Annotated in this window: 25 protein-coding genes, 1 tRNA gene and 2 pseudogenes; 19 read left to right on the forward strand and 9 right to left on the reverse strand. The window is 45.4% G+C overall.

From position 1 onward, the window contains the following. The first annotated feature begins 3 nt into the window (after positions 1–3). The 3 genes from proA (at position 4) to PUP35_RS04235 (ending at position 2804) form a co-directional block, all read left to right on the forward strand. Positions 4–1257, forward strand: a complete 1254-nt coding sequence (gene proA, locus PUP35_RS04225) for a glutamate-5-semialdehyde dehydrogenase (RefSeq protein WP_274242161.1) — start codon at positions 4–6, stop codon at positions 1255–1257. A gap of 111 nt (positions 1258–1368) precedes the next feature. Continuing rightward, positions 1369–1444: transfer RNA gene (locus PUP35_RS04230), tRNA-Thr, on the forward strand. 163 nt (positions 1445–1607) lie between these two features. Then, positions 1608–2804, forward strand: a complete 1197-nt coding sequence (locus tag PUP35_RS04235) for a tyrosine-type recombinase/integrase (protein WP_274242162.1) — start codon at positions 1608–1610, stop codon at positions 2802–2804. Positions 2805–2957: 153 nt separating this feature from the next. On the opposite strand, the gene PUP35_RS04240 is transcribed toward PUP35_RS04235, so the two are convergent. From PUP35_RS04240 to PUP35_RS04245, 3 genes and pseudogenes are all read right to left on the reverse strand, one after another. After that, positions 2958–3290: a hypothetical protein gene (locus PUP35_RS04240; protein ID WP_274242163.1), complete on the reverse strand. Its 333-nt coding sequence runs from the start codon at positions 3288–3290 to the stop codon at positions 2958–2960. A gap of 148 nt (positions 3291–3438) precedes the next feature. Further along, a pseudogene (locus tag PUP35_RS21970) lies at positions 3439–3540 on the reverse strand (hypothetical protein); the annotation flags it as partial. Between the two features lie 344 nt (positions 3541–3884). Next, positions 3885–4220: a hypothetical protein gene (locus PUP35_RS04245; protein ID WP_274242164.1), complete on the reverse strand. Its 336-nt coding sequence runs from the start codon at positions 4218–4220 to the stop codon at positions 3885–3887. Positions 4221–5337: 1117 nt separating this feature from the next. On the opposite strand from PUP35_RS04245, the gene PUP35_RS04250 reads away from it, so the two are divergent. The 4 genes from PUP35_RS04250 to PUP35_RS04265 are packed head-to-tail and all read left to right on the forward strand — an operon-like array spanning position 5338 to position 9955. Continuing rightward, positions 5338–5853, forward strand: coding sequence for a fimbrial protein (locus PUP35_RS04250; RefSeq protein WP_274242165.1), 516 nt, complete (start codon positions 5338–5340; stop codon positions 5851–5853). A 33-nt stretch (positions 5854–5886) separates the two neighbouring features. After that, a complete protein-coding gene (locus PUP35_RS04255; RefSeq protein ID WP_274242166.1) occupies positions 5887–8310 on the forward strand; it encodes a fimbria/pilus outer membrane usher protein in 2424 nt (807 codons plus the stop codon). Beyond that, positions 8307–8981 (forward strand): fimbrial biogenesis chaperone, encoded by a 675-nt coding sequence (locus tag PUP35_RS04260; protein WP_274242167.1) that lies wholly within the window; start codon positions 8307–8309, stop codon positions 8979–8981. The genes PUP35_RS04255 and PUP35_RS04260 overlap by 4 nt, the downstream gene beginning before the upstream one ends. Beyond that, a complete protein-coding gene (locus PUP35_RS04265; protein WP_274242168.1) occupies positions 8978–9955 on the forward strand; it encodes a fimbrial protein in 978 nt (325 codons plus the stop codon). The genes PUP35_RS04260 and PUP35_RS04265 overlap by 4 nt, the downstream gene beginning before the upstream one ends. A gap of 194 nt (positions 9956–10149) precedes the next feature. Here PUP35_RS04265 and PUP35_RS04270 read toward each other — a convergent pair whose 3' ends face one another. Both PUP35_RS04270 and PUP35_RS04275 read right to left on the reverse strand, forming a co-directional pair. Then, positions 10150–10632, reverse strand: coding sequence for a FidL-like protein (locus tag PUP35_RS04270; RefSeq protein ID WP_274242169.1), 483 nt, complete (start codon positions 10630–10632; stop codon positions 10150–10152). Then, on the reverse strand, positions 10622–11467 hold the full coding sequence (locus tag PUP35_RS04275) for a winged helix-turn-helix domain-containing protein (protein WP_274242170.1): 846 nt from the start codon (positions 11465–11467) through the stop codon (positions 10622–10624). The genes PUP35_RS04270 and PUP35_RS04275 overlap by 11 nt, the downstream gene beginning before the upstream one ends. Positions 11468–11892: 425 nt before the next feature. On the opposite strand from PUP35_RS04275, the gene PUP35_RS04280 reads away from it, so the two are divergent. The 3 genes and pseudogenes from PUP35_RS04280 to PUP35_RS04290 form a co-directional block, all read left to right on the forward strand. Beyond that, positions 11893–12711, forward strand: coding sequence for an EAL domain-containing protein (locus tag PUP35_RS04280; RefSeq protein ID WP_274242171.1), 819 nt, complete (start codon positions 11893–11895; stop codon positions 12709–12711). 612 nt (positions 12712–13323) lie between these two features. Beyond that, positions 13324–14154, forward strand: a complete 831-nt coding sequence (locus PUP35_RS04285) for an EAL domain-containing protein (protein ID WP_274242172.1) — start codon at positions 13324–13326, stop codon at positions 14152–14154. Between the two features lie 30 nt (positions 14155–14184). Beyond that, positions 14185–14667 (forward strand): annotated as a pseudogene (locus tag PUP35_RS04290) (hypothetical protein); the annotation flags it as partial. Here PUP35_RS04290 and PUP35_RS21935 read toward each other — a convergent pair. From PUP35_RS21935 to PUP35_RS04305, 4 genes are all read right to left on the reverse strand, one after another. After that, on the reverse strand, positions 14604–14831 hold the full coding sequence (locus tag PUP35_RS21935; protein ID WP_337993036.1) for a type II toxin-antitoxin system RelE/ParE family toxin: 228 nt from the start codon (positions 14829–14831) through the stop codon (positions 14604–14606). The pseudogene PUP35_RS04290 and the gene PUP35_RS21935 overlap by 64 nt on opposite strands. Beyond that, positions 14827–15051, reverse strand: a complete 225-nt coding sequence (locus PUP35_RS04295) for a type II toxin-antitoxin system ParD family antitoxin (RefSeq protein WP_274243226.1) — start codon at positions 15049–15051, stop codon at positions 14827–14829. The genes PUP35_RS21935 and PUP35_RS04295 overlap by 5 nt, the downstream gene beginning before the upstream one ends. Positions 15052–15068: 17 nt before the next feature. After that, positions 15069–15689, reverse strand: a complete 621-nt coding sequence (locus PUP35_RS04300) for an inovirus Gp2 family protein (RefSeq protein ID WP_274242173.1) — start codon at positions 15687–15689, stop codon at positions 15069–15071. Positions 15690–16405: 716 nt separating this feature from the next. Beyond that, a complete protein-coding gene (locus PUP35_RS04305; RefSeq protein ID WP_128772022.1) occupies positions 16406–16615 on the reverse strand; it encodes a helix-turn-helix transcriptional regulator in 210 nt (69 codons plus the stop codon). 462 nt (positions 16616–17077) lie between these two features. On the opposite strand from PUP35_RS04305, the gene PUP35_RS04310 reads away from it, so the two are divergent. The 9 genes from PUP35_RS04310 to PUP35_RS04350 all read left to right on the forward strand — a co-directional run bounded on the left by PUP35_RS04310 (position 17078) and on the right by PUP35_RS04350 (position 25872). Further along, positions 17078–17935 (forward strand): hypothetical protein, encoded by an 858-nt coding sequence (locus PUP35_RS04310; protein WP_274242174.1) that lies wholly within the window; start codon positions 17078–17080, stop codon positions 17933–17935. A 96-nt stretch (positions 17936–18031) separates the two neighbouring features. After that, positions 18032–18922 (forward strand): GTPase family protein, encoded by an 891-nt coding sequence (locus tag PUP35_RS04315; protein ID WP_274242175.1) that lies wholly within the window; start codon positions 18032–18034, stop codon positions 18920–18922. Positions 18923–19227: 305 nt separating this feature from the next. Continuing rightward, entirely contained in the window at positions 19228–19779 is a 552-nt protein-coding gene (locus PUP35_RS04320; protein ID WP_274242176.1) for a hypothetical protein, read from the forward strand. 5 nt (positions 19780–19784) lie between these two features. Further along, entirely contained in the window at positions 19785–20411 is a 627-nt protein-coding gene (locus PUP35_RS04325; RefSeq protein WP_274242177.1) for a hypothetical protein, read from the forward strand. 381 nt (positions 20412–20792) lie between these two features. Further along, positions 20793–21611, forward strand: a complete 819-nt coding sequence (locus PUP35_RS04330; RefSeq protein ID WP_274242178.1) for a DUF932 domain-containing protein — start codon at positions 20793–20795, stop codon at positions 21609–21611. A 69-nt stretch (positions 21612–21680) separates the two neighbouring features. Beyond that, a complete protein-coding gene (gene radC / locus PUP35_RS04335) occupies positions 21681–22151 on the forward strand; it encodes a RadC family protein (protein WP_274242179.1) in 471 nt (156 codons plus the stop codon). Between the two features lie 12 nt (positions 22152–22163). Further along, positions 22164–22490: a type IV toxin-antitoxin system YeeU family antitoxin gene (locus PUP35_RS04340; protein WP_274242180.1), complete on the forward strand. Its 327-nt coding sequence runs from the start codon at positions 22164–22166 to the stop codon at positions 22488–22490. 20 nt (positions 22491–22510) lie between these two features. Continuing rightward, on the forward strand, positions 22511–22879 hold the full coding sequence (locus PUP35_RS04345) for a TA system toxin CbtA family protein (RefSeq protein WP_274242181.1): 369 nt from the start codon (positions 22511–22513) through the stop codon (positions 22877–22879). A 683-nt stretch (positions 22880–23562) separates the two neighbouring features. Then, positions 23563–25872, forward strand: a complete 2310-nt coding sequence (locus PUP35_RS04350) for a tellurite resistance TerB family protein (protein ID WP_274242182.1) — start codon at positions 23563–23565, stop codon at positions 25870–25872. The last annotated feature ends 3 nt before the right edge of the window (positions 25873–25875 follow it).

Below are 25875 nucleotides of genomic sequence, written 5' to 3' on the forward strand. Positions count from 1 at the left end.
AACATGCTGGAACAAATGGGCGCCGCCGCGAAGGCCGCCTCTTACAAACTGGCGCTCCTTTCCAGCCGCGAGAAAAACCGCGTGCTGGAAAAAATCGCTGATTATCTGGAATCTCAGTCCCAGGAGATTTTGCTCGCCAACGAGCAGGATTTACTGGAAGCGCGTCGCAACGGTCTGAGCGAAGCGATGCTCGACCGCCTGGCGTTGACCCCGGCCCGCCTGAAAGGCATCGCCGACGATGTTCGTCAGGTCTGCAATCTGGCCGACCCGGTAGGGCAGGTGATTGACGGTGGGCTGCTGGACAGCGGTTTACGCCTGGAGCGCCGTCGCGTGCCGCTCGGCGTTATCGGCGTTATTTATGAAGCCCGTCCAAACGTGACGGTGGATGTCGCCTCCCTGTGCCTGAAAACCGGCAACGCCGCCATTCTGCGCGGTGGGAAAGAGACCTGGCGCACCAACGCCGCGACGGTGAAAGTCATTCAGCAGGCGCTGGAAGAGTGTGGCTTACCGGCGGGTGCCGTGCAGGCAATTGAGAGCCCGGACCGCGCGCTGGTCAACGAAATGCTGCGCATGGACAAATACATCGACATGCTGATCCCACGCGGCGGCGCGGGCCTGCACAAGCTGTGCCGCGAGCAGTCGACGATTCCGGTGATCACCGGCGGTATTGGCGTGTGTCATATCGTGGTAGACGACAGCGCTGAGATTGCTCCTGCTCTGAAGATTATCGTGAACGCGAAGACCCAGCGTCCTAGCACCTGTAACACCGTGGAAACGCTGCTGGTTCATCAGGACATAGCGAACACCTTCCTGCCGGCCCTGAGCAAACAGATGGCAGAGAGCGGCGTGACGCTGCATGCTGACGCCAGTGCGCTCGCGCTGCTGCAGGATGGCCCGGCTAACGTCGTTCTCGTCAACGCGGAGCAGTACGATGACGAGTTCCTGTCACTGGATCTGAACGTGAAAATCGTGAGCGATCTTGACGACGCGATTGCGCACATCCGTGAGCATGGCACGCAGCATTCTGACGCCATCCTGACGCGTACGCTGCGCAATGCGGATCGCTTCGTGAACGAAGTGGATTCCTCTGCGGTGTATGTGAATGCCTCCACCCGCTTCACCGACGGCGGCCAGTTCGGCCTCGGCGCTGAGGTGGCGGTCAGCACGCAGAAACTGCACGCGCGCGGTCCGATGGGGCTGGAAGCGCTGACCACGTACAAGTGGATCGGCTTCGGCGACGATACGATTCGTGCGTAAATAATCACGGGTGATGCAAAAATAGCCGTTTGATTCAAAAGGGCATTGACGCATCACCCGGTTAGATCTAACCTTTTGCCCCGTGGTTACACTCGTAACCGGCCTCTCAGGGCCGATATAGCTCAGTTGGTAGAGCAGCGCATTCGTAATGCGAAGGTCGTAGGTTCGACTCCTATTATCGGCACCATTTCAAACTCTTCCCAAGTCTACCGAAATCAACTTAAAGCTCGTATACTGCGGTTTCTGGCCTGTATCTTATCTCCTGTTATCAACTGGACTCAACCGGAATCAAGTCTCAGTTGGGGGCATAAGTGGGGGCATTCTGTGTTCGGTTTAGGGAGATGCCCCCAATGAAGCTAAATGCGCGACAGGTAGATGCAGCTAAACCCAGAGAGAAAGCCTATAAGCTGGCAGATGGTGCTGGTTTGTATCTTGAAGTCGTTCCCTCTGGTTCCCGATACTGGCGGATGAAATATCGCTTCAATGGGAAAGAGAAGCGTATGGCTTTTGGGGTCTATCCGGCAGTGTCCCTTGCACAAGCCAGGGCACTACGTGATGAAGCCAAGAAAAAGCTGGCCGAAGGTATCGATCCATCATTTGCCAAGAAAGAAGAAAAGCTGGTTCGTGATGTGCAGCTCAACAACACGTTTCAGGCTGTGGCGCTTGAGTGGCACGGAACGAAGGTGAGCCGGTGGTCAGAAGGCTATGCTTCGGACATTATCGAAGCCTTCAATAAAGATATTTTCCCCTATATTGGCCAGCAGCCGGTGAATGAAATCAAACCTTTGGTCCTGCTGAATGTGCTGCGTCGAATGGAAAGCCGTGGCGCGACAGAGAAGGCCAAGAAGGTTCGCCAGCGCTGCAGTGAAGTCTTTCGTTACGCCATCGTTACCGGTCGTGCAGAATACAACCCTGCCGCGGATCTAACCAGCGCGATGTCAGGGCATGAATCGAAGCATTACCCCTTCCTTACCGTTGAGGAGTTACCAGACTTCTTTAAAGCCCTATCCAGATATACCGGAAGCCCGCTGGTTGTGCTTGCCGCACGTTTGCTGATCCTTACGGGAGTTCGTACCGGCGAGCTTCGAGGTGCTTTCTGGAGTGAGTTTGATCTTGAAAAAGCGGTGTGGGAAATACCTGCAGAGCGTATGAAGATGAAACGGCCTCATCTGGTGCCCCTCTCTACCCAAGCGCTGGAAATCGTACAGCAACTCAAAGTGATGTCTGGGCAATATCCTCTTGTGTTTCCAGGAAGGAATGACCCTCGTAAAACGATGAGCGAAGCGAGTATAAATCAGGTGTTCAAGCGGATTGGATACACGGGGAAGGTAACGGGGCACGGTTTTCGCCACACGATGAGTACAATTCTTCATGAAGAAGGGTTTAACTCAGCGTGGATAGAAACGCAGCTAGCACATATAGATAAGAACGCGATACGTGGGACATATAACCATGCGCAGTATCTGGAGGGAAGGAGGGAAATGATGCAGTGGTATGCGGATTATATAAGTCAATTCGGAAAGTCGAAATTAATACTTGCCTCTTAATAATTATTAACAGGATTGTTCTTATAAGGAAAAGGGAAAAATATCATTAGAGCGCTTCCCCTGGGAAGTGCTCCACAACGTAACTTCTCATCCATTTTTTGTTGCCGGTAGTAAATCCCGCCATCAGTTTTTGATGGGATGCAACTGACAGTATCAATCATCAAGCGTCGCCAGGTATGTAAGCAGACGCTCGACATTCTCGTCACACATAGTCAGGTAGAAAAGCTGTTCATCCTTTTCATGCAGTTCTGTTAACCCCTCTCCATCTGGCAAACTACCCAGAGGATAATCGTCCACCAGGGCAGCATTTTTCACGAAACACCATGTATTCAGGCTGCGATCAAAACGAGCAAGACGTCTGTTTTTAAAAGTAACCATGAATAACAGATCGCCTGACTTGATGATTCGCAACCAGATACGTTCGTGACCGAGCTGCGCTAGCGACCTATACATGCTGGTCATATCAACTTTCTTCATACCGCGCATCAAAAGTGCTCCCCTTCAAATAGTCACTCAGAGCAATTATGACGTGCAGCATAATCGGCTGAGCACAATCCTGAGTCTGTCACCCGGATGATTTTTCCCTTCCGTCATCATTTGCAGGTTGATAATAAGCAGACATATAACCACGCTGTTAAATTACCGGAGGACCGTTTCCGGCAGATCCGATTTTCTGGCGTATAACAACTTTCCGGAAGTGTACCACGGTCAGGGAATAAGCAAAGCGGCGTTTTCTGCTGCAGCGCGCCGGGTCACGGATCGGGGGTGAAACACTATATATAGAAGAAATCGCAGCTGACCGCGTGGCATATATTGTGTTTATGCGCCGCAGCGCGCCGGTGCGTTTTCGGCAGATCCGGAACTACCTTTTTTCGGATCTCGGGAGAGGAGAAGATAAATTGTTGTCCTGAAAGCACCAAAAAAAATAATTGTTGTTACAATGGCAATAATGGCGGATAAACAAAATTACTGCTGAACTGTTGTCATTTTCGCAATGGTGGGCAGCGCATATCCGTCACACTTTCTGATGGGCATTTATGGAGGTGCATGCCGCAAAAGCCCGGCCCGCTGAAAAAGGGCTTACTTTTTAGGCTGGCAATAAAATACCGGAACGTCTGCAAAGTACATAACAAAGCTCCCGGACCGATCCCGGTGAATGGCCATCGCCAGCTGCTTGTCTTCCTTCGAAAAAAAGGCCGGAAAGTGGCGGTTAAAATCTCCGTTCGCTATGGTGGTGTCACCATTATTCATCAGTTGTACCTGCTGACTTTTAAGAACAAAATCATAGCCATTCCGGGTATAAGTGAAAAAAATCTGACGGCTCACTATTTTTTCCTTTGCGTTAACCGTCGTAAGGCCATTAATACTGACCATTCCCTTTCCGTGCTGAAATAGAAAATCGTATTTTTCCTGCATCAAAAAATCACCGTGTTTTGTCGACTGGACTGCGAGGCACGAGATATGGTGATCTGTGTTCACTTTATTGTAGGCAGCGAATACAACCATAGTGATGAAGATAACCGCGGAAATAAAAAAGTACAGCAGGAAGTTTCTTGCGCATAAAAATCTTACTGAACGTATAAATAAAGAGAGCAGGATTTAATATTTGTGGTAGCGGCGGGGCATGAGATCACAGATGTTCTTGCATTATTATCGCTCTAACTAAAAATGATGCGTCTTTTTTTGAGCAGTCAGTTGTTGATTTCAAGAGCAGTAAGCTTATATTCCCTTTACCGATTCCATCATTATATGAAATGGTGCACATCTTATATTCCTGATGGTGGTAATCATTAAAAGCAACTTCGTCAGGTTCTGCCGTATACGCCAGCATCCGTTTGGGCTGCTGGCGAAGCCTTTTTGTACCCGGATCAGGGCCATCAGTCTTCTAGTACCGGTAGTTGTCTACTGTGCAAGGAAGGTAATAGTTATGAGGCAGCTCTTCCGGCTGCTTTTAAAACATACTATCATTCTCTCTAAAGATATAAACATCCCAAACTTTGCAGAAGGAGTTTAAAATGAGCATCAACACAATACGCTCATAAAAATTGGTGTGAAGTATCGATGAGGATATTTTTATAGACACCCAGAGTCTATAGAATTATTCATTACCAACACCACAAAATAAAACTGTAGATGGAGAGTATTAATGTAAGTACAAAAGGCTACTAAGGGTACGATTCTGTTAACTTATGTATTCAATATCTAATATGATTTTAATATGTAAACCCCATATAAATTCAGTAACGACATCAACTTGCATCCTCACCCAGGCCGACATTTAATTTTTTATTAGACTTATATTTACTAATATTTTAGTGATAAATCCTGTTTTTTTATTACAAAACGATACCATTACCCAAGCGTCGGCTCTCGCTTTATTATATGACCTGTTGACAGAGCACATCTGTAGGAGAAACCGAACTCAAGCGTGTTAAACCCTTTTTTTGGTAACACCTGCATAAACGCATTGCACCTAATCCTAATGTGTCTGTGTCAGACATCAGAGATTTTTATTTACTCTCAGGAGATATATATGAAGAAAGTACTATTACCCATCCTTTTAACAGTTGGTTTGCAAGGTGTCGCGAATGCAGCTGATGGGACAATTGAATTTACAGGGTCGATCATCAGTCCTCCATGTACTCTTGACTCAGCAAAATCGAATATAAGTGTGCCACTCGGTGTTTATACCAGTGATGCACTTGCTGGAAAAGGAACAGAAACAACTGCCCAGGATTTCGATATTGTTTTAACTAATTGCTCCACAGATAAATTTAGCGCTGTACAAACCCGATTTAATTTCACGCCGGATAGCACCGACAACCAATACATTGCTATTACAGGTAGTGATAGTGCGTCAGGTGTAGCCATTAAACTAATGGAACAGGATGGAACTCTAATTAAACCCAACTCTGAGTCAACAGCAGTTCAGTTGCCAGAGGGGGAGGGTTTGAGCCTTAGTTACAAAGCGAGCTATATATCAACAGCTGATACTGTTACAGAAGGCAGTGCTAATGCCAATGGAACATTTGAGTTGATGTATCAATAATCTATTTTAATGCAGCGAGCGATAAGTCAAGTCATGAAAAAGTTCAAATACAGCATTCTTTTTTTAGCTATATTTTCTTCATATTCTTATGCTAATGGAAATAATGAGTATGACTTGTCGCTCCTGCATGGTGATGCAGGAAGTATTGATATCACTTCAATTCAACAGGCAAATACCCTTATCTCTGGCTCTTGGCCAATGACAGTAACAGTTAATGATAAATCCTATGGTGTTTTACCTGTAACAGTCAGTATGAAAGACGGTAAGTCAGCTGTGGTGTGGGATAAGGAGCTTCTTAATTCTCTTCCTTTTGGTGAGGATCTTTATGACCAACTCCTGTCAGAGACAGGAAATGATAAAAATATTAATTGTGAAATCAATCATGCAACAATGATTCTTAATTGCCATGTACAGCAAAAATATTTGCGGCTGTCACAAACTAATTACGCGAATAAAGTCGCTAGAGATGATGGGGAAAACGCACTTATGGCGACTTACCGACTTAACTACAGCCGCTTCGACAGCTCATCTAATGGCGGAAACGACTCGGTGAATGCCTATTTAATGGCAGGTGTGAATTTAGGTGCATGGCGTGCTCGTAGTTCATTCTATACAGCTGATGGGCAGTCGAATTCAACTGGTTTAAATGATTCAGTGGTATATAGGAATTTTAACCAGATAAATAGTCAGTTAAAACTGGGCTACGATTTCACAACAAACAGCATGATTGATAGTTTTCGCTATAAAGGTATAAGTCTTGCGACTGATGTAAGCATGCTCCCCCCGGAAGCTGTCGATTTTATGCCTATTGTTACGGGTAACGTTAGGACCAACGCAACAGTGTCTGTAAAGAAAGATGGTGTGATCGTTTATCAGGAAAATGTACCTCCTGGTCAGTATCAGCTAAGCAGCCTTCCTTCTATCCAAGGTCAATTCACTGTAGAGGAACGTGAAGCTGATGGCCGAACATCAGAAAGAACATATTACAGCAGTGGATTAAGTCAATTTATCCGTAAGAACCAGTTTCGTTATGAAGCTGTCATGGGCTCATATGCCGGAAATACCCCCGGAAGCAAACCTGAATTTGTAATGGCAACAACGCAGTATGGGCTTGCGCAAAACCTCAACCTATATGGCGGAGGTATATACGCTGAAAGCTATCATGCTTATGTTTACGGCTCTGTTATAAATTTAGGCATACTGGGGGCTCTTTCTGTTGATCAAACTAAAACTTCAGCAACTAAGAGTACCAAAAGGAGAAATCCTGTAACCGGATCTCAAACCAAACTTCAGTACAGTAAACACTTCGACAGTACAGGTACTCAGTTCTATGGTGGTTTAACAACATATGGTCATGGTACTTATCTGAATCTTAGCGATGTTGCGACTGCAGAAAATTTATATTCGTCAAGCTACACCCTCAAGTCGCGTACAAGTATTGGATTAACTCAATCAGTAGGTAGTAATCACGTTAATCTACAATACCAAAATGATATTTATCAGAGAGAGCGGTCAAGAGCCACCTTCTCAGCAAGTATGAGCGGGACTCTAGAAAGCAAAAGATTCAATAATCCAACGTGGAGCCTGCAATATCAGGAATCACGGTATAAAAACCAGCAGTATGGCAATGCAGATCGCCAGATGTTTTTAAGCATTTCGATGCCTCTCAACCCGTCACGAAGAACATACCTGACTCAGAGTATACAATCTGATATGAAAGGTGTGGGACGGCTTCAGACTGGTATCTCCGGTGTGAGTGAGGATAACACAGCTAACTACAGTGTTAGCTATGCACACAACGCTTCCGGAAATAAAGCTAATAATAATTTCTACTCGTCTGCGGGTTATAAAGGAAGTGTCGCAGGTGTTAGTGGATATGCATCTGTCTCGGGGCATGATTCACAATACGGGGCACAAGTTCAGGGCAGTGCCGTTATGACAAAAGATAAGCTTGCTCTGTCCTCCAGATTTCTGACGAAAGAAAGCACTATAGCTTTGATTGATACAGCAGGAGTATCTGGTGCTAAAGTTAATCAGGCAGAGACGTCTTTTATGGGCACTGGACTTGTAGATTCACTCAGTCCATATAGGTATAACCGTATGTGGCTTGATGCCAATAGCTTGCCAGTCAATGCAATTGCAGACACAACGACAAAAATTGTTGCCCCAACAAAAGGCGCCGTAGCCAAAGCAAGCTTTAATGTCGACAGAAAGCAAATTGCTGTTATTACACTAGATAGCAACAGTCAGGTTCCACCTACTGGCGCCCCCGTAACGGATGACAAAAACAACCCAATAGGAATGGTAAACAACACGAAAGAGGTTTATCTGGATAAATTCGATTTAGCACAAAATCGAAATATCCGCTGGGAAAACGGTTCATGTAAGCTGTCGATTAATGAAAAGACACTGACTGAACACGGATCAATAAAATTATTTTCTGGAGCATGTAAATGATATTTTCAACAAAATCAGTAATCACCATTATTTTGCTATGTTTATTAGGTTCAGCCGCAGAGGCAGGGATAAAAGTAGACAGGACTCGTCTTATTTACAATGAAGGTGATAATGGAGTTGTGCTAAATGTAACCAGTCTTGAAAAACAGGATATGCTAATACAGTCATGGGTAACAGAAGTTGATGGAAAAAGAGAATCTCAGCAAATGCTAGTTGTTCCGCCAGTACAACAGCTTGCAGCAGGTCAAAGTCGCGCAGTAAGAGTTATTAATAAAGGAAAAAGTTTACCTAGGGATCGTGAAAGCGTATTTTGGCTCCACGTTCAAGAAATCCCCAAAAAGGATAATAAACAGACCAACACTCTGAAACTGGCAGTCAGAAATTCACTCAAGGTATTCTGGCGCCCGGCTGCAATAGCTAAAGAGGCTACAAATTATAGTGCTCTTTTAAGTAAGGTAGAAACAAGTCGCTCCGGTAATACTCTAACAATTGAAAACCCAACGCCATTTTATCTTACTTTGAACAAAGTGGTAGGTGGCAGTAATAAAGTACAACTAGTAAATAATATGATATCTCCGTTTGGGAAAGTAAATATTAACCTAACTTTACCGACAGTGACAAAGCTTGTATTTATCGATGACTTTGGGGGCTTTCCGGAGAAACAGTTATGAAAAAGATGTGCAAGACAATTGTTGGTATTGTTCTGGCAGTTTTTAGCTGTTATGCGTCAGCGACAATCTGTCTCTCGTCAGATTACTCACCTACCCTAACTTGGGATAAAATCCAGGCTGATGCGTCTCTTGTTCCTGCAACCGGGAAAGTACCTTTTGCAGAGGGAACTCTTCATGTCTATTCCATTTGCCAGGGTGGGTATGGTGGAACAGTTTATATGAATTATAGTGGAGACACAAATTTAAGCGCAGAGGGCATTACCTACAAGCTATTCACGTCTTCAGATGATGAAATACCTATGAACAGAGATGCGTGGATTGGTGAAGTCCCTCAGAATGGTAATGGTGATAAAATTTATGCCATAGATTTAAATTTGAAAATTAAACTCTACCGAGAGGAGACATCCCGCCGGCTAACATGGTCAGGATTGCGTGAAGTCACAGATTTTGGTACAAATACGTTACGCTTTAAGGATTACGCAAACAACCCAAACTCGTATATTACTAACAGTATACCGCTTTCTCCAACTCTACAGGTTAAAGTACAGAGATGTCAGTTTGCACGAGTGAATACCTTGGTTGATTTAGGGATTGTCGAAGCCGGCAGTGACGGTGAATATGTACCTTTTAGTATTGACCTGAACAATTGTCCTGCGAGAACAAATCCTGAATACTGGGGGGTGCGTATATTCATTGATGACCCGAACTCATCTGAAATGAACACACAATTAATCCGCCCGGCCTCTGATTCTGTATCTGGTTACGGCGTGGGGATTGATGTTGAAAATAATGGTTCATTCTCGCCAATGAGATTTAATACCGGAGATACAGCAACGCTCCTAAGTTTGAGTAATTATGATTACACCTCTGGAACTACAAGTGTTAATTTTAGAGCAATTTTGAAAAGGAATGGAGACAAAATAAGCGCTGGAAAATTTAAAGCCACAGGAAATTTGCATATTGTATTTGACTAGATGAGATTCAGGCGCAATGGGAAAGAATCAAACCTATTACAATTAAGGTGGGTTACTTGTGCAGAATACAACCAACTGGTGATTGAATCGCCTCCGGACTGACATCGAGGAGGCGTCAGTCCGGAGGCCTTCGAACAGGCCTCGTAGTGAGAAAACAATTTGATTTCACAGTTATCTATAATGCCACCAGAAGCCTATTTAACCACACACATAAAAACGGGCGAATGCAAATTTCCTGCCACATAAGCGTTCTTAACCCTTTTAATGGTCATAAAGCGCTCCCTTTCATTATTCAAGCTGAAAAGGAGTCTATCGATCAGAGGGTCGGGAGCATTGTCTTGAGCATGTTTGCTCAGGCCTAAACCAGTAAGCCGATAAATATCCTCACCTTCTTTGTCATACGTAAAACTTATTTGGCGTGACAGAACGAACTTTTGCTGCTTGTGTTCGACCGTACCAGAAAGGTCGATGTAAGCTGTATCATTGGGATTCATTACAAGTACTGCATTGATTACTGTCCAAAACCCGGTGGCCGTGTCGTGTATCTCAAATACAGCAGTACATTTATCGTTCAGGGTTTCTTTTCTCTTTTGTCCCAGAAGAGCTAAATCGACAATCAGCACTGCAAGTATGACTATAGTGATAATCGATACTGCCGTTAAATACTTAGTTTTCATCGGTATAACTCTTCTCATAGTAATTATTGCACGCGGCAAACTTATCCGAAACGTCTTTGTTTATTGTACATTTCGCTAAAAAAACGCGTCCCGGATAACCATAAACAGCTTGATCCGAAGGCTGGAAGTAGATGGCAGTATTTGGCTGACACGTTAGCTGGCTACGCTGCATAATACTTTTTGCAATTTTTAGCTTAACGGGCACCATTTCTGAAGAGCTCTGGGCTAATGTCAGTACATCACATCCATCAATTTTCCCGAGAAGAAATGTCTGGCTTTGGGGATAATCATAAGGCTTTACTATTTTAAGATTAAGTATCTCGCCGGACAGGAAAATAGGTAATGAGCCAACAGTCACAATGCCAGCTAAAAGCATCATCAGTTTAAACCTTGAGAACTGATGGTACCTGACGCGGTTAGCTGTTACACCAGAGAAAACGTTTTTTTCTGTAGATTTATCGACTTCTCCAAGAGAGGTCTCTTCATCATTGTCCGTTTCTTCTTTTTGAACATCTATATCTCTGCTAATCATAAAGCCAATCTTTGGTACGGTTACTATTACTTCAGCCGTAATGGCCAAAGTACTAAGGACCTTTCTCAGATCAGCGATATATTTATTCAGGCTGTTATTTGAGGATCGTAATCCATGCGCCATCCAGACAGTATCGAGAATGTCCTCTCTTGTTATCACCTCTCCCTGTCGGTCGAGAAGATAGGCAAAGAGTCTACTGGTTGTCACGGTTAAAGTGATAACCGTAGACTCATCTTCAATCCCAGACCAAATGGCACCATCTCTAGGTCTGAAATTAACCAAGTTGTTAATTCTATAATACATGTTCCCTCTCTTGGACTGTATGACCCTGTTGTTTGTCTTAAATCTAGTTGTATGTAAAGTTGTGAACATTCTAAACTATTTTAAGATTTTTTCTAAGCATTGGTATTGTTTTTTATAAGTGCATATATTAGTCATTATATCTACGTAGCTTGTTATTTTTTTTGTATTTTAGCATATAACTCCAAAGATTCCATTTCGCCCAATACATTTTGCACAACAGACTCAATGCGTAGATTATGTTATCGCTTCGATAGCAAAGCTTATCTGGTCGCAAATTAGTATCGTTCTACCCTTTAAACCAGATGAAAGTTCAGATGTTAAGCGTTAAACAAAGCGCTAACTGAGGTGTGGTACAGTTTCGGGTTGTCAGGTTAATGTAAATAAAATATTGTTAAGTTTATCTATATACGGCGAGGTGTTTTGATATGCATAAAATAACCCATAAAGTATGGGGCGGTTTAAATAAGCTGACTGCTAATATCAGTCTCAAAATAAAATCAGACACGCTTCGCTCATTCCTTGAAGGATCTGAGGTCATCCCACACATTCAGCCAATTTTTAGTAATGATGGTGATACTGTTATAGGTTGTGAAGTCCTCTTAAGAATACGTAGTAAAGGCGAGTTCCTGACGCCTTCATCTTTCATTTACGATCTGGAGATACACAACATGTATGATGACGTTGTTTGTCAATTGATAAAGAGAACATGGCTTTTCTTTACATCATATAAAAGTTTGCTTCCAAAGGGTTTTTATTTTTCGTTTAACTTATATGCTTCACAATTAAAATCTTCGCCTGTTATAGATGAGATTTCTTTCTTTAAAGATACCTTTAAAGATCATGCCGTGCTTGTTATAGAAATAATTGACAGAGATGTTGATACACTTGATGACGATGCAATTACGGTCATAGATTCGCTTATGTCTTGTGGTATACAGTTTGCAATAGACAATTTTGGGATCGGTGCCGCACAATTAAAAATCATTGAACACATCGGATTTTCACAGGTGAAGATCGCAAGAGAGCTTACGATAAACAGTTGTGGTGAACTTGTTTATAAAAATGTTATAGCGGCTATAGTTATGCTTTCCCATAAACTTGGCATTAAAGTTATCGCAGATGGGGTAGAAAGTAGCGAACAGATTACTTTATTAGAGAAAGCTGGCGTCGATGGAATGCAAGGATATTTTCTGGCAAAACCCATGCCAATGGATATGTTTATCTTTTCATTCATAACTCGATAGTGCTTCAAAAAAACAGGATTCCAACATCTGTAGGTGTGAACAGATTTTTTATTTTCTTTGCCATCCACTTTAACCAGAAAATACAGGGTGTCCGATTCAACCTGAAACAAGGAATGATGTAATTAAATTTTAAGATTTATGCATTAAAGTAAGTTATTCTCAACAATGGTTATTCCGACTCTGGTTATGGCGTCCGTATCTGCGTTTTCCGCAGTGGAAGGTGAAAGCAGCACCGTAAATTTCCAGAGTGCAATTAAAGAAAACACCTCCGTATCGACGAATAACTAACTTTCTCAGACTGTTAACCTAAACACTGTTGAATCAGGTGGGTGGGCGAAAGTAAAGGCAAAATTTAGCCAATCTGGATGTTTGTACTGTAAGTCTCTAAATAAAATGCCTTTATCTGTGCTTCACCTCATATCGACATTGATGTTCAGTTTCAACGATGCGTCAGGTATCAAAGGCAAAATCATATTTTTTCAGGATATTGTTCGTAAGGGCTATAGTCGGATATAACGAAAATTACTTACCCGCCTTAATCTTAAAAATGAATACGCTCCTTTTCGATGGGCCAGTAATAACACACATGAAAAAAATAGGAAATGTAACATCATGAAAACGAATACGTTCTTCACGCGCACCCTTGATTTAATTGCCAGGGCTGCACTCGGCAAGAAGAGCATTATCCGAAAATGTCACGTTAACAGTTTTGTGAAAAAGGTTGAATTTGTGCCTTTCCTCCAGCCTATTTTTAATGCTGGCGGTAATACTGTTGTCGGGTGTGAGGTGCTGCTCCGCATCAAAACTGATGAAGGACACAAATCTCCGGCATCTCTTATCAAGGATCTTGAGAAAGGTGAACATATCAATAATATCACTGGTCAGCTGATGGACAATGTTGCGCAGTATTTTCTTCATGAAGATATTTTCTTACCTGAAGGATTTTATTTTTCATTTAATATTTATGCACCACAGCTTTCTTCTCCGAAGCTGGTGAGTGATGTGTTGTCCTTTAATGCTGCTTTAAAGGGTAAAGCCAGACTTGTGCTTGAAATCGTTGAGCGCGGTACGCTCAAACTGGACGAGGACACGATGGAGGTCATGGAGGCGCTCATGAGCAAAGGTATCAGCTTTGCGATCGACGATTTTGGTGCCGGGACGTCTTCCCTGAAATATATCGAGCACGCTGGCTTTTCTACTATCAAAATTGATCGTGAGTTGACCCTGTCAACCGGTAACACACTGGTCTATCAGAAACTCGTTGATGCGATCGTAGCACTGTCCTCTCAGTTAGGTCTGTCCGTTACTGCTGAAGGCGTTGAGAATCGCACTCAGCTTGAGTTATTGAATAAAGCCGGGGTGAACTCCATGCAGGGATATTATCTTGCAAAACCCGTTGGCATGATGGATTTCAGTAATAAGTACTGCAAGCTGTGTGAATAAGTGCATGATTCAGATAAGAGGTCTGATTTCATGACAACGGTGAACGTCCGCCGTCCGTCGCCGCTTCAGAGGCGGGTGCTGATTGTGCTGGCCGCCCTCGATGCGAAACGTCCGGGACCGGTGGCGACAAGAGATATAGAACGGGTGCTGGAGCAGGACGGGAACGCCCCGGTATACGGGCCAAACCTCCGCGCCTCCTGCCGACGTATGTAGGCCGCAGGCTGGTTGCGCACCCTGCGCGCCCCGAACATGCAGCTGGCCGTCGAGCTGACGGACGCCGGCCGCGCGCTGGCCGCCCCGCTTCTGGCCGACGAACAGGCGCGCGTTCTGACGGAGCAGCGCGCGACGGAAGTACGGGGTCTGCCCCTGGTCGCGCCCGGTCAGGCGGATGAGGCTGACGACCGGCCGGTGGCGCTGGACAAATGCTGGCACATGGCGTGCCGGGGCGATTACGTTATCTGTCTCGACGGCACCACCTGTCTTAAGCTGTGGAACACGGCCGGGCAGATATCGTCTCCCAGCTCCGCGCGATGCGTGCCGATGTCATGCATGGTCAGCACATCAAACACTGCGGCTATACCGCCGATATACGCATCCGACTGAACAATCCCGAACTGTCGGAAGCTGTAGTCCCAGATTGCCTCCAGATCTTCTTCTGCTTTGGGTGTCAGTTCAATCTATTTCATTTTCCACCCTGGTCCTGACATTATTCAGGAATGCATCCTTGTTCCATGGTTTCGCCTCGCCGCTGCTGATCCCTTCAGCAAGCAGATCGCGCAGTTCCTGAAAGCGTGACTCAGCCTTCCTCTCGCGAAGTAGCCGCAGCGTGTCACGCATGACCTCGTTCTGGGTACGGTAATTATCGGCCCTGAACAGGAAATCGATAAACTCTCGCAGCTATGAATCGCCACGTTTTATCTGACACTTCCCCCAAATGAGCGTTCTTCTTTTGTGTAGGACTTGGTGTGTTCTTTGGCAAAGTATTCCAGGTGGCTCCGTAACTTCAGTATCTGTTGCCCAAAGCGGTCCACCCGAAGACGCTCCAGATAGTGCGGCGTATTGTTGAGGTTAACCAGCGTCCTGTACTCAGGGAATTCGAGCAGCCCCAGCGCACTCAGCCAAGCCTCGCAGATGTAACTCCCCAGATTATGGTCTTCTTTCGAATAATTCCCTAATCCATTAAACGTATCTTTGTTAACGAATATCGCCATGTGGTAATGTGATTTACCGCTTGTTCCCACCTCACGTACCCAGATGTGTCTCAGATCCGTTGTACAAACCTGATGTCCTTCCCTCTTACGTCGTTTCTGATGGGCTGCGATACGGGCTTTCAGCGCCCCAATGACTCGTTCCATCAATCCTGAACTCAGATCAGGAACACAGGCAATACTGTCTCCTGTATCACGATGCTCAGGTAGTCTGAGTACGAAGGTAAATACGGATGTCCTGGCATGGGCTGTTGTTGCGAAGTTGATGATATCCGTAATACGCTTCATATACTCCGGATTGATTTCCCCAAATTTAAGGTTAGTCATAAGCATTACTCCTTTTGAGCCTTTTACAGGCGAGCGAAGCCTCTGCCAGAGCGAATGGCAGTAATGAATGTATTTACTGTTTGATATTTATGCGTTGCCTGAATGCTGGGATGGATTCTTTATTTTGCGCTATTATTAACTGATAGCAGCCGTTGAGAAGTGAACAGCGAGATTGCTATTTATTACATAAAGTGCTGCTTGTTTTTTATATTTCTAATGTATATTTTTGAAAATTCTTAAAATTATTTCCAATTGGCATAACGCATGTGATGAGCATTAACCATATCTTTGTGTGTGACTTGTTCACTTACATTTAGTTGCATAGTGTACACGTACCATATAGTAAACACGTATGTACTTATGGCTCCGGTAATGTAGTGTTAAACACTTTGTATATCTGCTTGTATATATCAATAGTTTCATTACGTATTAATGTATATATTAATACCTTTGTATATAATACATATACTGTAAAACGAAAGAAGCTAGGTATATAACAAAGCCTTTTAGCATGCGGGGCTTTATATTCCTGATGCTCAGATTTTACTCCAGGGTTAGCAATTCAGAATGCAACAAAAAAATCTTATTTACGAAGGAGCCTGGCGTTCACAACGGAAAGACCGGAGAACATCCCTGACGGGCCGGGATACTAACTGATACAGAACCGCTTATTTTTGCTGGAATAACCTTTCCTGGGTTGTTTTGCACCTTCATGTTCAGTGACCCCGCGAGTCAACAATACGCTGCTGCATCCAGGTTTCCACTTCGCTCTTTAGCCAGCGGGAACTGCGGCCCAGCTTGATAGGTTTGGGGAATCGTCCTTCGCTGATGAGTTTGTAAAACCATTTATCACTGCATTGAGTATAGGTCGTTATGAATGCCATATCGACAAGCTGGTCGTTCAGCAGGGCAGGTGATGTGTGCATGGGGATATCTCCTTTACGTTAAAAGTGAAAGGAGGAATGACTGGTTCTCAGTGTTGTGTTGCAGCCTTCCTCAGGTGATGGAAGGCCGTGTAAAAAAATAATACGTACTCTAAAGAGGCCTGCCTATCAGCCATTTCCGGCATAGAGTCTCCCCTTTGTCCTGTTGCGCTCTGCCAGATGTTCGGATCCCGAACTTCCACAGGAAGGGATGTTCCGGTGGATGACCCAACACTTGGGTTACAGGACAGAAAGACATTCCTGAGCCAGACTGTTCCGGTTGTGCTCTCAGGCCTTCAGGCCATGTACGGCTAAAAAACGCTGCACATTTAATTTCTATATCAAGATGAATATAAACACATTATTAAAAAGTAGGTCACTAAATGTAACTTACTTAATGAAATGTACTTTTTAATAAAGTAACCTACTTATGATTGTATTTTGTTCATCAAAGGATGCAGGGATATGGCGAGTAAGCACAAAATTACGGCTTATACTTCTGATACGCGCTTATACGAGTGGGCAACGAAAGAGGCAGAAAAGAAGGGGATGAAAAGGTCAGCCTACCTTGAGTCGTTGATACGGGAGGAAATGCACAGGCAGAAGGTGGAAATAGGGGATACCTCACCCCGGCTAAAAGCACAGTTCACCATTTTTGAAAACTTCACTCCGCGAGAAGAAATACTGAGCGCCTATGCCAGCGTTAACTATGATGCAGACTCTGAGCTTAAGGCTAACTTTTTTATGCAACCAATGACTAATCCTCAGGAAAAGGCAAAAAACTTCCTTTCCTGGTTAGAACAACAAGTTCATGCAAATATTTCTGCTGACTTTCACCTGGAAGCTTTAAATAAATATATTCTGGCACCTGACAGTGAGTATCACACAGTCTTTCTGAAAACCTGCTTCAGGGGATGGATTATTAAAGATGAGAAAAAAACGTCATTGCTCTGTAACTCTCAGACAACCTATTTGCCGCTTCTTGTAACGGAAGCATTATGGGATAAGTATGATGGCCGTTACGATTTCTTTAACATCCGGTACCTCAGGCAGACGGATATGGTTAAAGGAAAAACGGAAAGAATTTTTTCAGACAAGTATATCGGGGCCGCGCTCATATTTGAAAAGCAACATCATCATAAAGACTCTGGTGGCTTTTTTATCCCGGTATTACGTAACCCTGTTTCACTGAAACAAAGATTAACCTCACCTTCTCTTGTGAAGAGGTTTGGCAGCGCGAATTATTTATTCACCGGTGTGGGTGCGGGTAATAACAAAGAAAGATTTGTTCTCAAAGGACTGCAACACATCAGACAGCTTTAATCCGGAAATTTCAATAATTTTTCAGACCGACATTACCTTCATGAAGGCGGCAGACAGCACCGCTGCCATTTTGTTATTTCACTCATGGAGGTTAATGTGTCAGTCAATATCCTTAGTGCGCAAATTCCTGAGGTCCAGAAACAATCCTTATCCCGTCACCCGGGCGATATTCTCGACGACCTGGTCGGGCGACTGCTCCACTGCGTTCACTATGAACCGGTGATTGGCATCATGGGAAAATCGGGAGCGGGCAAATCCAGCCTGTGCAATGTCCTCTTCAGCCCGCCTCCTGCACCTGTTGATGCTGTCAGGGGCTGTACACGACGCGTCCAGCGTTATCAGGTTCACCATAGCCACCACAAGCTTCATCTCGCCGACTTTCCCGGCATTGCCGAAACGCCTGAACTCGACAGGCAATATCGTCGTCTGTACAGGGCATGGGCTTCAAAACTCGACCTTACCGTCTGGGCGCTGAAAGCGGATGACCGGACCTGGAAGGATGACCTGAATTGTTACCAGGAGCTGCTGAACGCGGGCGCAGAGCCGGACCGCTTTCTCTTTGTACTTACCCAGGCCGATAAAATGGAGCCCTGCCGCGAATGGGACGAGCCAGCCCACCGGCCATCGCCACGCCAGTGTGAAAATCTTCTCTCCAAAACTGAGCTTGCCACGATGCTGTTTGCCACCGTCCATCCGGTTATCGCTGTATCTGCAACGGAACATTTTAATCTGGAACAGTGGGTGGAAGCACTGATGCGGGCACTCCCTCCGAGCAGCAGCAGTGCAGTTTCCCGTCATCTGAACCCTGAATGGCGCAATGTGCAGGTTCAGGAAACCGCACGGGAAGGGTTTGTTAGTATCGCCGGTGCAATTTTTGACGAAGCGGCTTCCGTTGTGCAGACCTCCGGGAAACTGATATGTCAGTTACAACGCCTTCGCCGCAGATTCCTGTCGGTCATTCGTGCCCTCTGGTATCGCCTGTTCTGATTTTATCTTGGCATTTCTCTTTGCCCGTTCGATCTATTTCGACGATCGAAAGAAAAACAAATGATAGCCAAGGGCTATTAAAAAATATCTATCGATCGATTTTTGCGATAGAAAATAACGATCGGTAATCAATTATCGATCTGAATTAACGATTATCACACCACAAAGTTAGGCAGTACGATCTGCGCTGATAATAACCAGTAAACCTTTCTTAACCATCCCAGTAAATTGTTTATAAAGGAGTATTTTATGTCTTTGTGCGTCCCTGTGTTTAACAGAAAAAAGAGCAATCCGGGGGAATCGCTATGAATTCTTATCCGTTATTACGTCAGGATCTGTTCGCATGGTGTCTGGCGGCAATTCTCCCGACCCTCTGGATTGTGCTTTACCTGAACTTTCCGCAGGTCGTCGCCGGGGTCATTTATATGGTCATTGCCCTGGTCTGGGTGTTACTGGACCGGATAAACCTGATGAAGCAGGGCATTACACCACCTTCATGGCTTTGGTTTCCCTTGCATTTTGTCTACCTTCGCAAGCGTGACCAGAGCCAGGGCAAACCGTGGCGGCTTCTGCAGGTCTGGGTGCTTTGTACAGTGCTGTCATTCGTGGCGATAAATCAGTTTAAGAAAACCTCGGGTACAGAAAATCTGGCGCAGAGTACCTGTGCCGTGGTGACAAACATCCTGCATAAAGAGGGTGCTGATGAGCACTGTGTCCGCGTGACGGATATGCATGAGGAGGTCAGCGGTCGTTTCTGGCAGGCGCAGGCGCTGCTGAATACCGGCGTAAAGGAGCCTGTGACCATTGAGGTCAGAGGCCGGGATATTTATGTCGTTTTACCCGAAGCGGGAGAGTAAACAGGATGAAAACGGTAAACGTAATTCCCAGGCTGCTGATTGTCGTCGCGATGTTATGGACTCAGGTGAACTGTGCTGCTGCATATGACATTAAACCCTTTACCTTCACAGGCGTGGTGGCAGGAAATGTGCAAGTCATGCATGACCACATTATGGATGGCGTGGATGATTTTATCATTAGCGCCACAAAAGGTAAGGAAAGGCAGAAGTTCATTCTTACCTGCAACGGCCCGGAAAAGCGCCTGAACATTCTCTACTGGCTGAAAGATATCACCGGTGGCAAGGCATCAGGCGCAACGGGTATGACCATCCAGTATTACCCGGAGGGGGAGCACCAGATGACGGCTCATGCTGAACAGCCTGTGACACTGTTCGACAGCCAGCTCTCACCGGATCTGACACGCGCTGCGTCACGCATGCTGGATTATAAAAAGGGAAGCTTTGTTTTCCATTTCTATGAAAATGACGGCGTATCCGATCACGGTCCACTGGCATGGAGTTGGCAATATCCAGCTCCGAAACTGGCCCCTGCGCTCGCTGGCGCACTGGTATCCGCCAGGGCCAATAACTGCAGCCTGGCACAGGGTAAAACCCGTATTGCCTCCCTCGCGCGTCTGGCCGACCATCAGTAAGGATACTGGCATGATAATTGTTCTGTTGTTATGGATGATGGCTTCAGCCCTGGTCGGATAGTGTGCGAGATCACGCGGGCGTTCATTCTGGCTGTGGTTTATGGTGTCACTGATACTCGACCCGTTATTTGGTGCAGTGCTTTATAACATGGTGGTGAGGTCAAAATGACAAAAGGGAGGATGAAAATAGCAGGCGTTATCTATGTTAGATCCTGCATTCTGTATGTCCTGATTCTTGTTCTGGGATACAGCCTGTTCGTCTGGCGTCCCTGGTACTGACCGTATTCTCCCAGGTATTAACCCCGTTATTTTAGTTCACTAAAAGGCCGTACTTCCTTCGGGAGGTATGGCCTTTTCATTTTGTAAGCAAAGGAGTTACCCATGCGCTTAGCCAGCCGCTTTGGCCGAATTAACCAGATACGCCGTGACCGTCCGTTAACCCGTGAAGAACTGATGCTGCATGTTCCCAGCGTTTTCAGCGAAGACAAGCATGAATCTCGTTCAGACCGTTATACCTACATCCCGACCATCACCATTCTCGAAAGCCTGCAGCGTGAAGGCTTTGAGCCGTTCTTTGCTTGCCAGACAAAGGTCCGTGATCAGAGCAAGCGGGAACACACCAAACACATGCTTCGTCTGCGTCGAGCCGGGCAACTTACCGGGCATCAGGTACCGGAAATCATCCTGCTCAACAGCCATGACGGCTCCAGCTCATATCAGATGCTACCGGGGTTATTCAGATCGGTTTGCCAAAATGGGCTGATTTGCGGTGAGTCATTCGGGGAGGTGCGAGTGCCACATAAAGGTAACGTAGTAGAGAAAGTCATCGAAGGGGCTTACGAAGTACTGGGGATATTTGACCGTGTAGAAGAGAAACGCGATGCCATGCAGTCGCTTTTGTTACCGCCACCCGCTCAGCAGGCAATGGCAAAAGCGGCATTAACCTATCGCTTTGGTGAGGAGCACCAGCCGGTTAGCGAATCACAAATCCTTTCCCCGCGCCGTTGGCAAGATGAGAGCAACGACCTGTGGACCACTTATCAGCGAATTCAGGAGAATCTGATTAAGGGCGGGCTACCGGGGCGGACAACCAAAGGCAAACGTGCTCATACCCGTGCGGTAAAGGGGATTGACAGTGATGTGAAGCTCAACCGTGCCCTCTGGGTGATGGCTGAAAATATGCTGCAGCTTTCTTCATGAAGTTTTTACCAACCCTATCTTCACGCCCTGCCACTAAACCGGCGGGGCTTTTTGTTTTAAGGAGCAATTATGTCCGCACTCAATTTATCCCCGATATTTCCTGCAAACGAGCAGCGAGTCATCCAGAGAGCATTACGTCTGCTGGAGAAATACCAGCGTCAGCCGAGTGAGTCATTTACCTCCACCAGCCTCACAAAAACCTGGTTGCTACTGCAGATGGCTCACCTGGAGCGGGAAGTCTTCATCGTGATGTATCTCGACAATCAGCATTGTTTGCTGGAGCGAGAAACACTGTTTACCGGCACGCTCAGCCATACCGAAGTTCATCCCCGCGAAGTGGTGAAGTCAGCCCTGAAATACAACGCCGCTGCAGTGATTCTGGCGCACAATCATCCGTCCGGTACGACAGAAATCAGCCAGCAGGACAAACATATTACTCAGAGGATTATGAAAGCGCTGGCACTGGTGGAAGTGCGCGTGCTGGATCATCTTGTAGTGGGAAACGAGGTGGTGTCTTTTGCTGAGCGTGGTTTGCTTTAAAGGAAGGTTTTCATGTCATTAATACCAGCCCACGAATGGGGAATAAAAAGCGATATTGTTCCACGGCTTGGAGCCAGATTAATTCAGGAGGGCAGCCAGCTGCACTATCTGGCTGACCGGGCGGGTATTACCGGTAAGTTTAGTGATGCCGAATGCCTGAAGCTGAATGTCGCATTTCCGCATTTTATCCGTCAGATGGAATCGATGCTGTCCTCTGGTGAAATAAATCCTCACCATGCCCGCTGCGTCACCTTGTACCATAACGATTTTACCTGCGAAGCCGATACCCTCGGCAGTTGCGGCTACGTATACATCGCCGTTTATCCCACTCAACGTTAATTATTTTCACGAGAGAAAAAATGAAATTTCTACCTGCAACAAATATGCGGGCGGCGAAGCCATGCCTGACGCCTGTGACTATCTGGCAAATGTTACTTACTCGTTTGCTTAAACAGCACTATGGTCTGATGCTAAGCGACACACCTTTTAGTGATGAAGCCGTTATAAAGGAGCATATCGATGCCGGTATCACTCTGGCTAATGCCGTTAACTTTCTGGTAGAGAAATATGAGTTAGTTCGTATCGATCGCAATGGATTTACCTCACAGTTACAAGCACCATATTTGACTGCGACCGACATTCTTCATGCCAGGAAAGCGTGCGGGCTGATGGCCCGGTGTTCTTACAGGGAGGTAAGTAATATTGTTCTTAGCCGATCACGGCTGTGAGGGGATGGAGACCTGAGAAGGTTTCCACAATACGTGAAGAATTTGATGAGATTGACGACTCGATGAAAACCTCATCGAGTCGCATGAAAAACAAGGTGGGGGCATAAAAGGGGGCATTTATAAAGATGAAACAAAAAAAGTGTATATTTATCAATGTGTTAATTGGTTATGTTATGTTCCTATTATCGCACCAGTCATATCAAGTAATTACACAGTACTCCTACCTTCTTTACTTTTCTGTGGAACAAATTTAGGACAGAAAATTTGGAAATCGAGTCAATTTGCAGTGTATGTTTGGTCAGATGTTATGGGAATAAATGGACCGATCTAAGAAATATTTAGATAGTCTCTCAAACATCCATTTTGTTATAACGAAAAAGCTATCCCAACCTGAAAAGCCAACTATCCTCTATATATTTGAGGTCTTGGTACCTGAATCTTCGCCTCCTGCTGGTATGAATACGGCTAAGAGCCAAGCACAACTTCACTCCCTTTAAGATTCATTTCTTGTTAGAAATGCTTAATCGATAATTATTTTCATTTCAATCAATGCTTTAATTTTTGACGCATTTTGTTTTTAACCCATGCGATTTAGATGTATTATTTTAAGACTAATCCTCTTGCCATATTTTTCATAAACATCGGCCCGGTATATGTGAAAAGTTATTTTAAGGTTGCTTCTCATGGAGTTATGGATATTTTTAGCGGCGATTTATGTTGTTTATTTGTTGTTTTTCAAAAAGAAAAAGCATAGATCCACCGAGTCTCTTGTTTCAAGGACCGTCAAAGCACCGCCTAAAGAATGGATTGCTGACATCAAGAAAAAGGAGGCGGTTGTGCGAAACGATGATAGTGAAGACGATAACCTTGCAACTTTTACATTGAGCGGTGTCCGGGGTCTTGAACTTCAGGTGACAACCAATCATTACAGGAATACCTCAAAGTCAGCAGGTGCACTAGCTCGATGGGTACTTCCGGGTGAGATGATAACTGTAGCTGGTGTAGCAATTAGCGGTGGCCACATTTACGTGGGGCAACGTATGAAGCCCTCCGGTCAGGAATCAGGCGGCTATTATGACGATGGAAGTGAGGCATCATTAATTGATGACACATGTAAGATAAAACCTACTTCTTATCTTTACGAGGACAGTTCATTAGGATACTGGCCCAGTTTTTCCTCTCTTTCCCCAGAAGCACGCGGAGCGTATGTCAGTTGGCTCGCCAGCGATAGGTCTGATCCATCGTGTCCTATCGGCTATGTTTTTATCTACCTCTACGGCCTGGAAAGAAAAGCGCTCGTAGATTCCACTGACCCAAAATTCCCTGATGCTGAGTTCCGTAATCTGTTCAATGAAGTCGCTCGGTTAAGATCGGTATTCATTGAGAACCGCTCATTCCGCGGATATTCGGCCCAATTACTCGAAGCCATGTCTATTCTGCGCCCGAACATGGGCTTAGCCACTGAGCTCGATAGCAATTCAGGTTTTAGCAACAGCATGCAATTTAAGCTGGCTCTGGCAAAAACTGTACATGAAGGAGTTCCTGTATCAGCTGAACTGGCGTTGAATTGGGTAATAAACCACACCGAGTATTCGCTGCGTACCCCGGCTCGCCGCTGTGCTAAAGAGTTTGCTGCGCTTTTCAAACGGCGTTACACCCTCAAATATGGTGAAGGGATGGTCGTTAAGGCGAATAAAACGCGCCTAAGGTTAGATTACACACCAGCAAGTCCTAGTTTGCGAGGTGTTCGACTTCCTGTTCCCGACCTGCCTGATCCAAGTGCGTTGAAGAGCCCTGTCCAGAAAATTATGGCTCTTGCCGACATATGTACGGATGAACTTGATGCTTATAGTCGCTACCTTGGTAGGAAAGGTACGTCAGTCAATGATACGGCTGCAATTATGTTGCTCCCTTCAGAGATCGTTAATGAAAGCGCAGAAAAAATATTAAGCTCATTCAAACGCTGGGCTGATGAGGCGATCCTCGTCAAGGAGGGGTTAGTCTCAGTTGCTGACTTTTGGGCACATATGAATACCAGTTGCCCCAATAAGATCAATAAAAAAGAGGCCGATTTGATGCAGGCCTTTGCTCTGAAGATGGGTTACGGTCTGGCACCTGACCCGTATTATCACCATGTGAAGGCGGATGTTGATGGGACACTTGTTCTATTCCCTGCCGCCGAAGGTGGACGCTTCTCACCTTCTCCTGAATTTATCTCAGCCGTAATGACGCTCAGATTAGGGGCGATGGTCGCCTTGATTGACGATTCTCTTGATCAAGCTGAACAGAAAGTGCTTGAGAATACCATCAACAACAATCCTGGCTTCACCGATGATGAAAAACGCTCTCTACATGCGTATTTAACGTGGCAACTTCATACCCCAGCCAATATGACAGGAATGAAAAGCAGGATTGAGTTGATGGGGGCCGCGGAAAAAACTGCTGTGGGTAAGGTTATCGTTAGTGTTGCCTGTTCGGATGGGACAATAGCGCCTGCCGAAATCAAACAGCTTGAGAAGATTTATTCAAGCTTGGGGCTGGATACCTCATCTGTCTCGAGCAATATCCATCAGCATTCCGCAATTGAACATGATCTCGTCTCGTCTGTACCAACTGATCAGACAGCAGCTGGGTTCATACTGGATGCTAATGTACTTGCCCGCCACGAATCTGCCACGGATGATGTTCGTAAATTGCTGAACACAATTTTTACTGAAGAAGAACCGGAAGAGCCAGAAAGCGCTCCAGCCTCATCAACGGAGGTGGGGGGCCTTGATTCCGCACATAGCCAGCTTTATCGCAGTTTGCTGGAGAAAGAACAATGGTCCCGAAAAGAGGCGACAGAATTGTGCGGAAATTTGAATTTGATGCTCGGCGGTGCACTTGAGGTGATCAATGACTGGTCCTATGCGGTGGTTGATGCTCCGGTGCTGGACGATGCCGATGATGATATCTGGGTTGACCTGGAAATTGCCAAAGAATTAGAGGGATAGTGA

The sequence above is a fragment of the Enterobacter sp. S-33 genome (genome assembly GCF_028735835.1).
Taxonomy (GTDB): domain Bacteria; phylum Pseudomonadota; class Gammaproteobacteria; order Enterobacterales; family Enterobacteriaceae; genus Enterobacter; species Enterobacter vonholyi.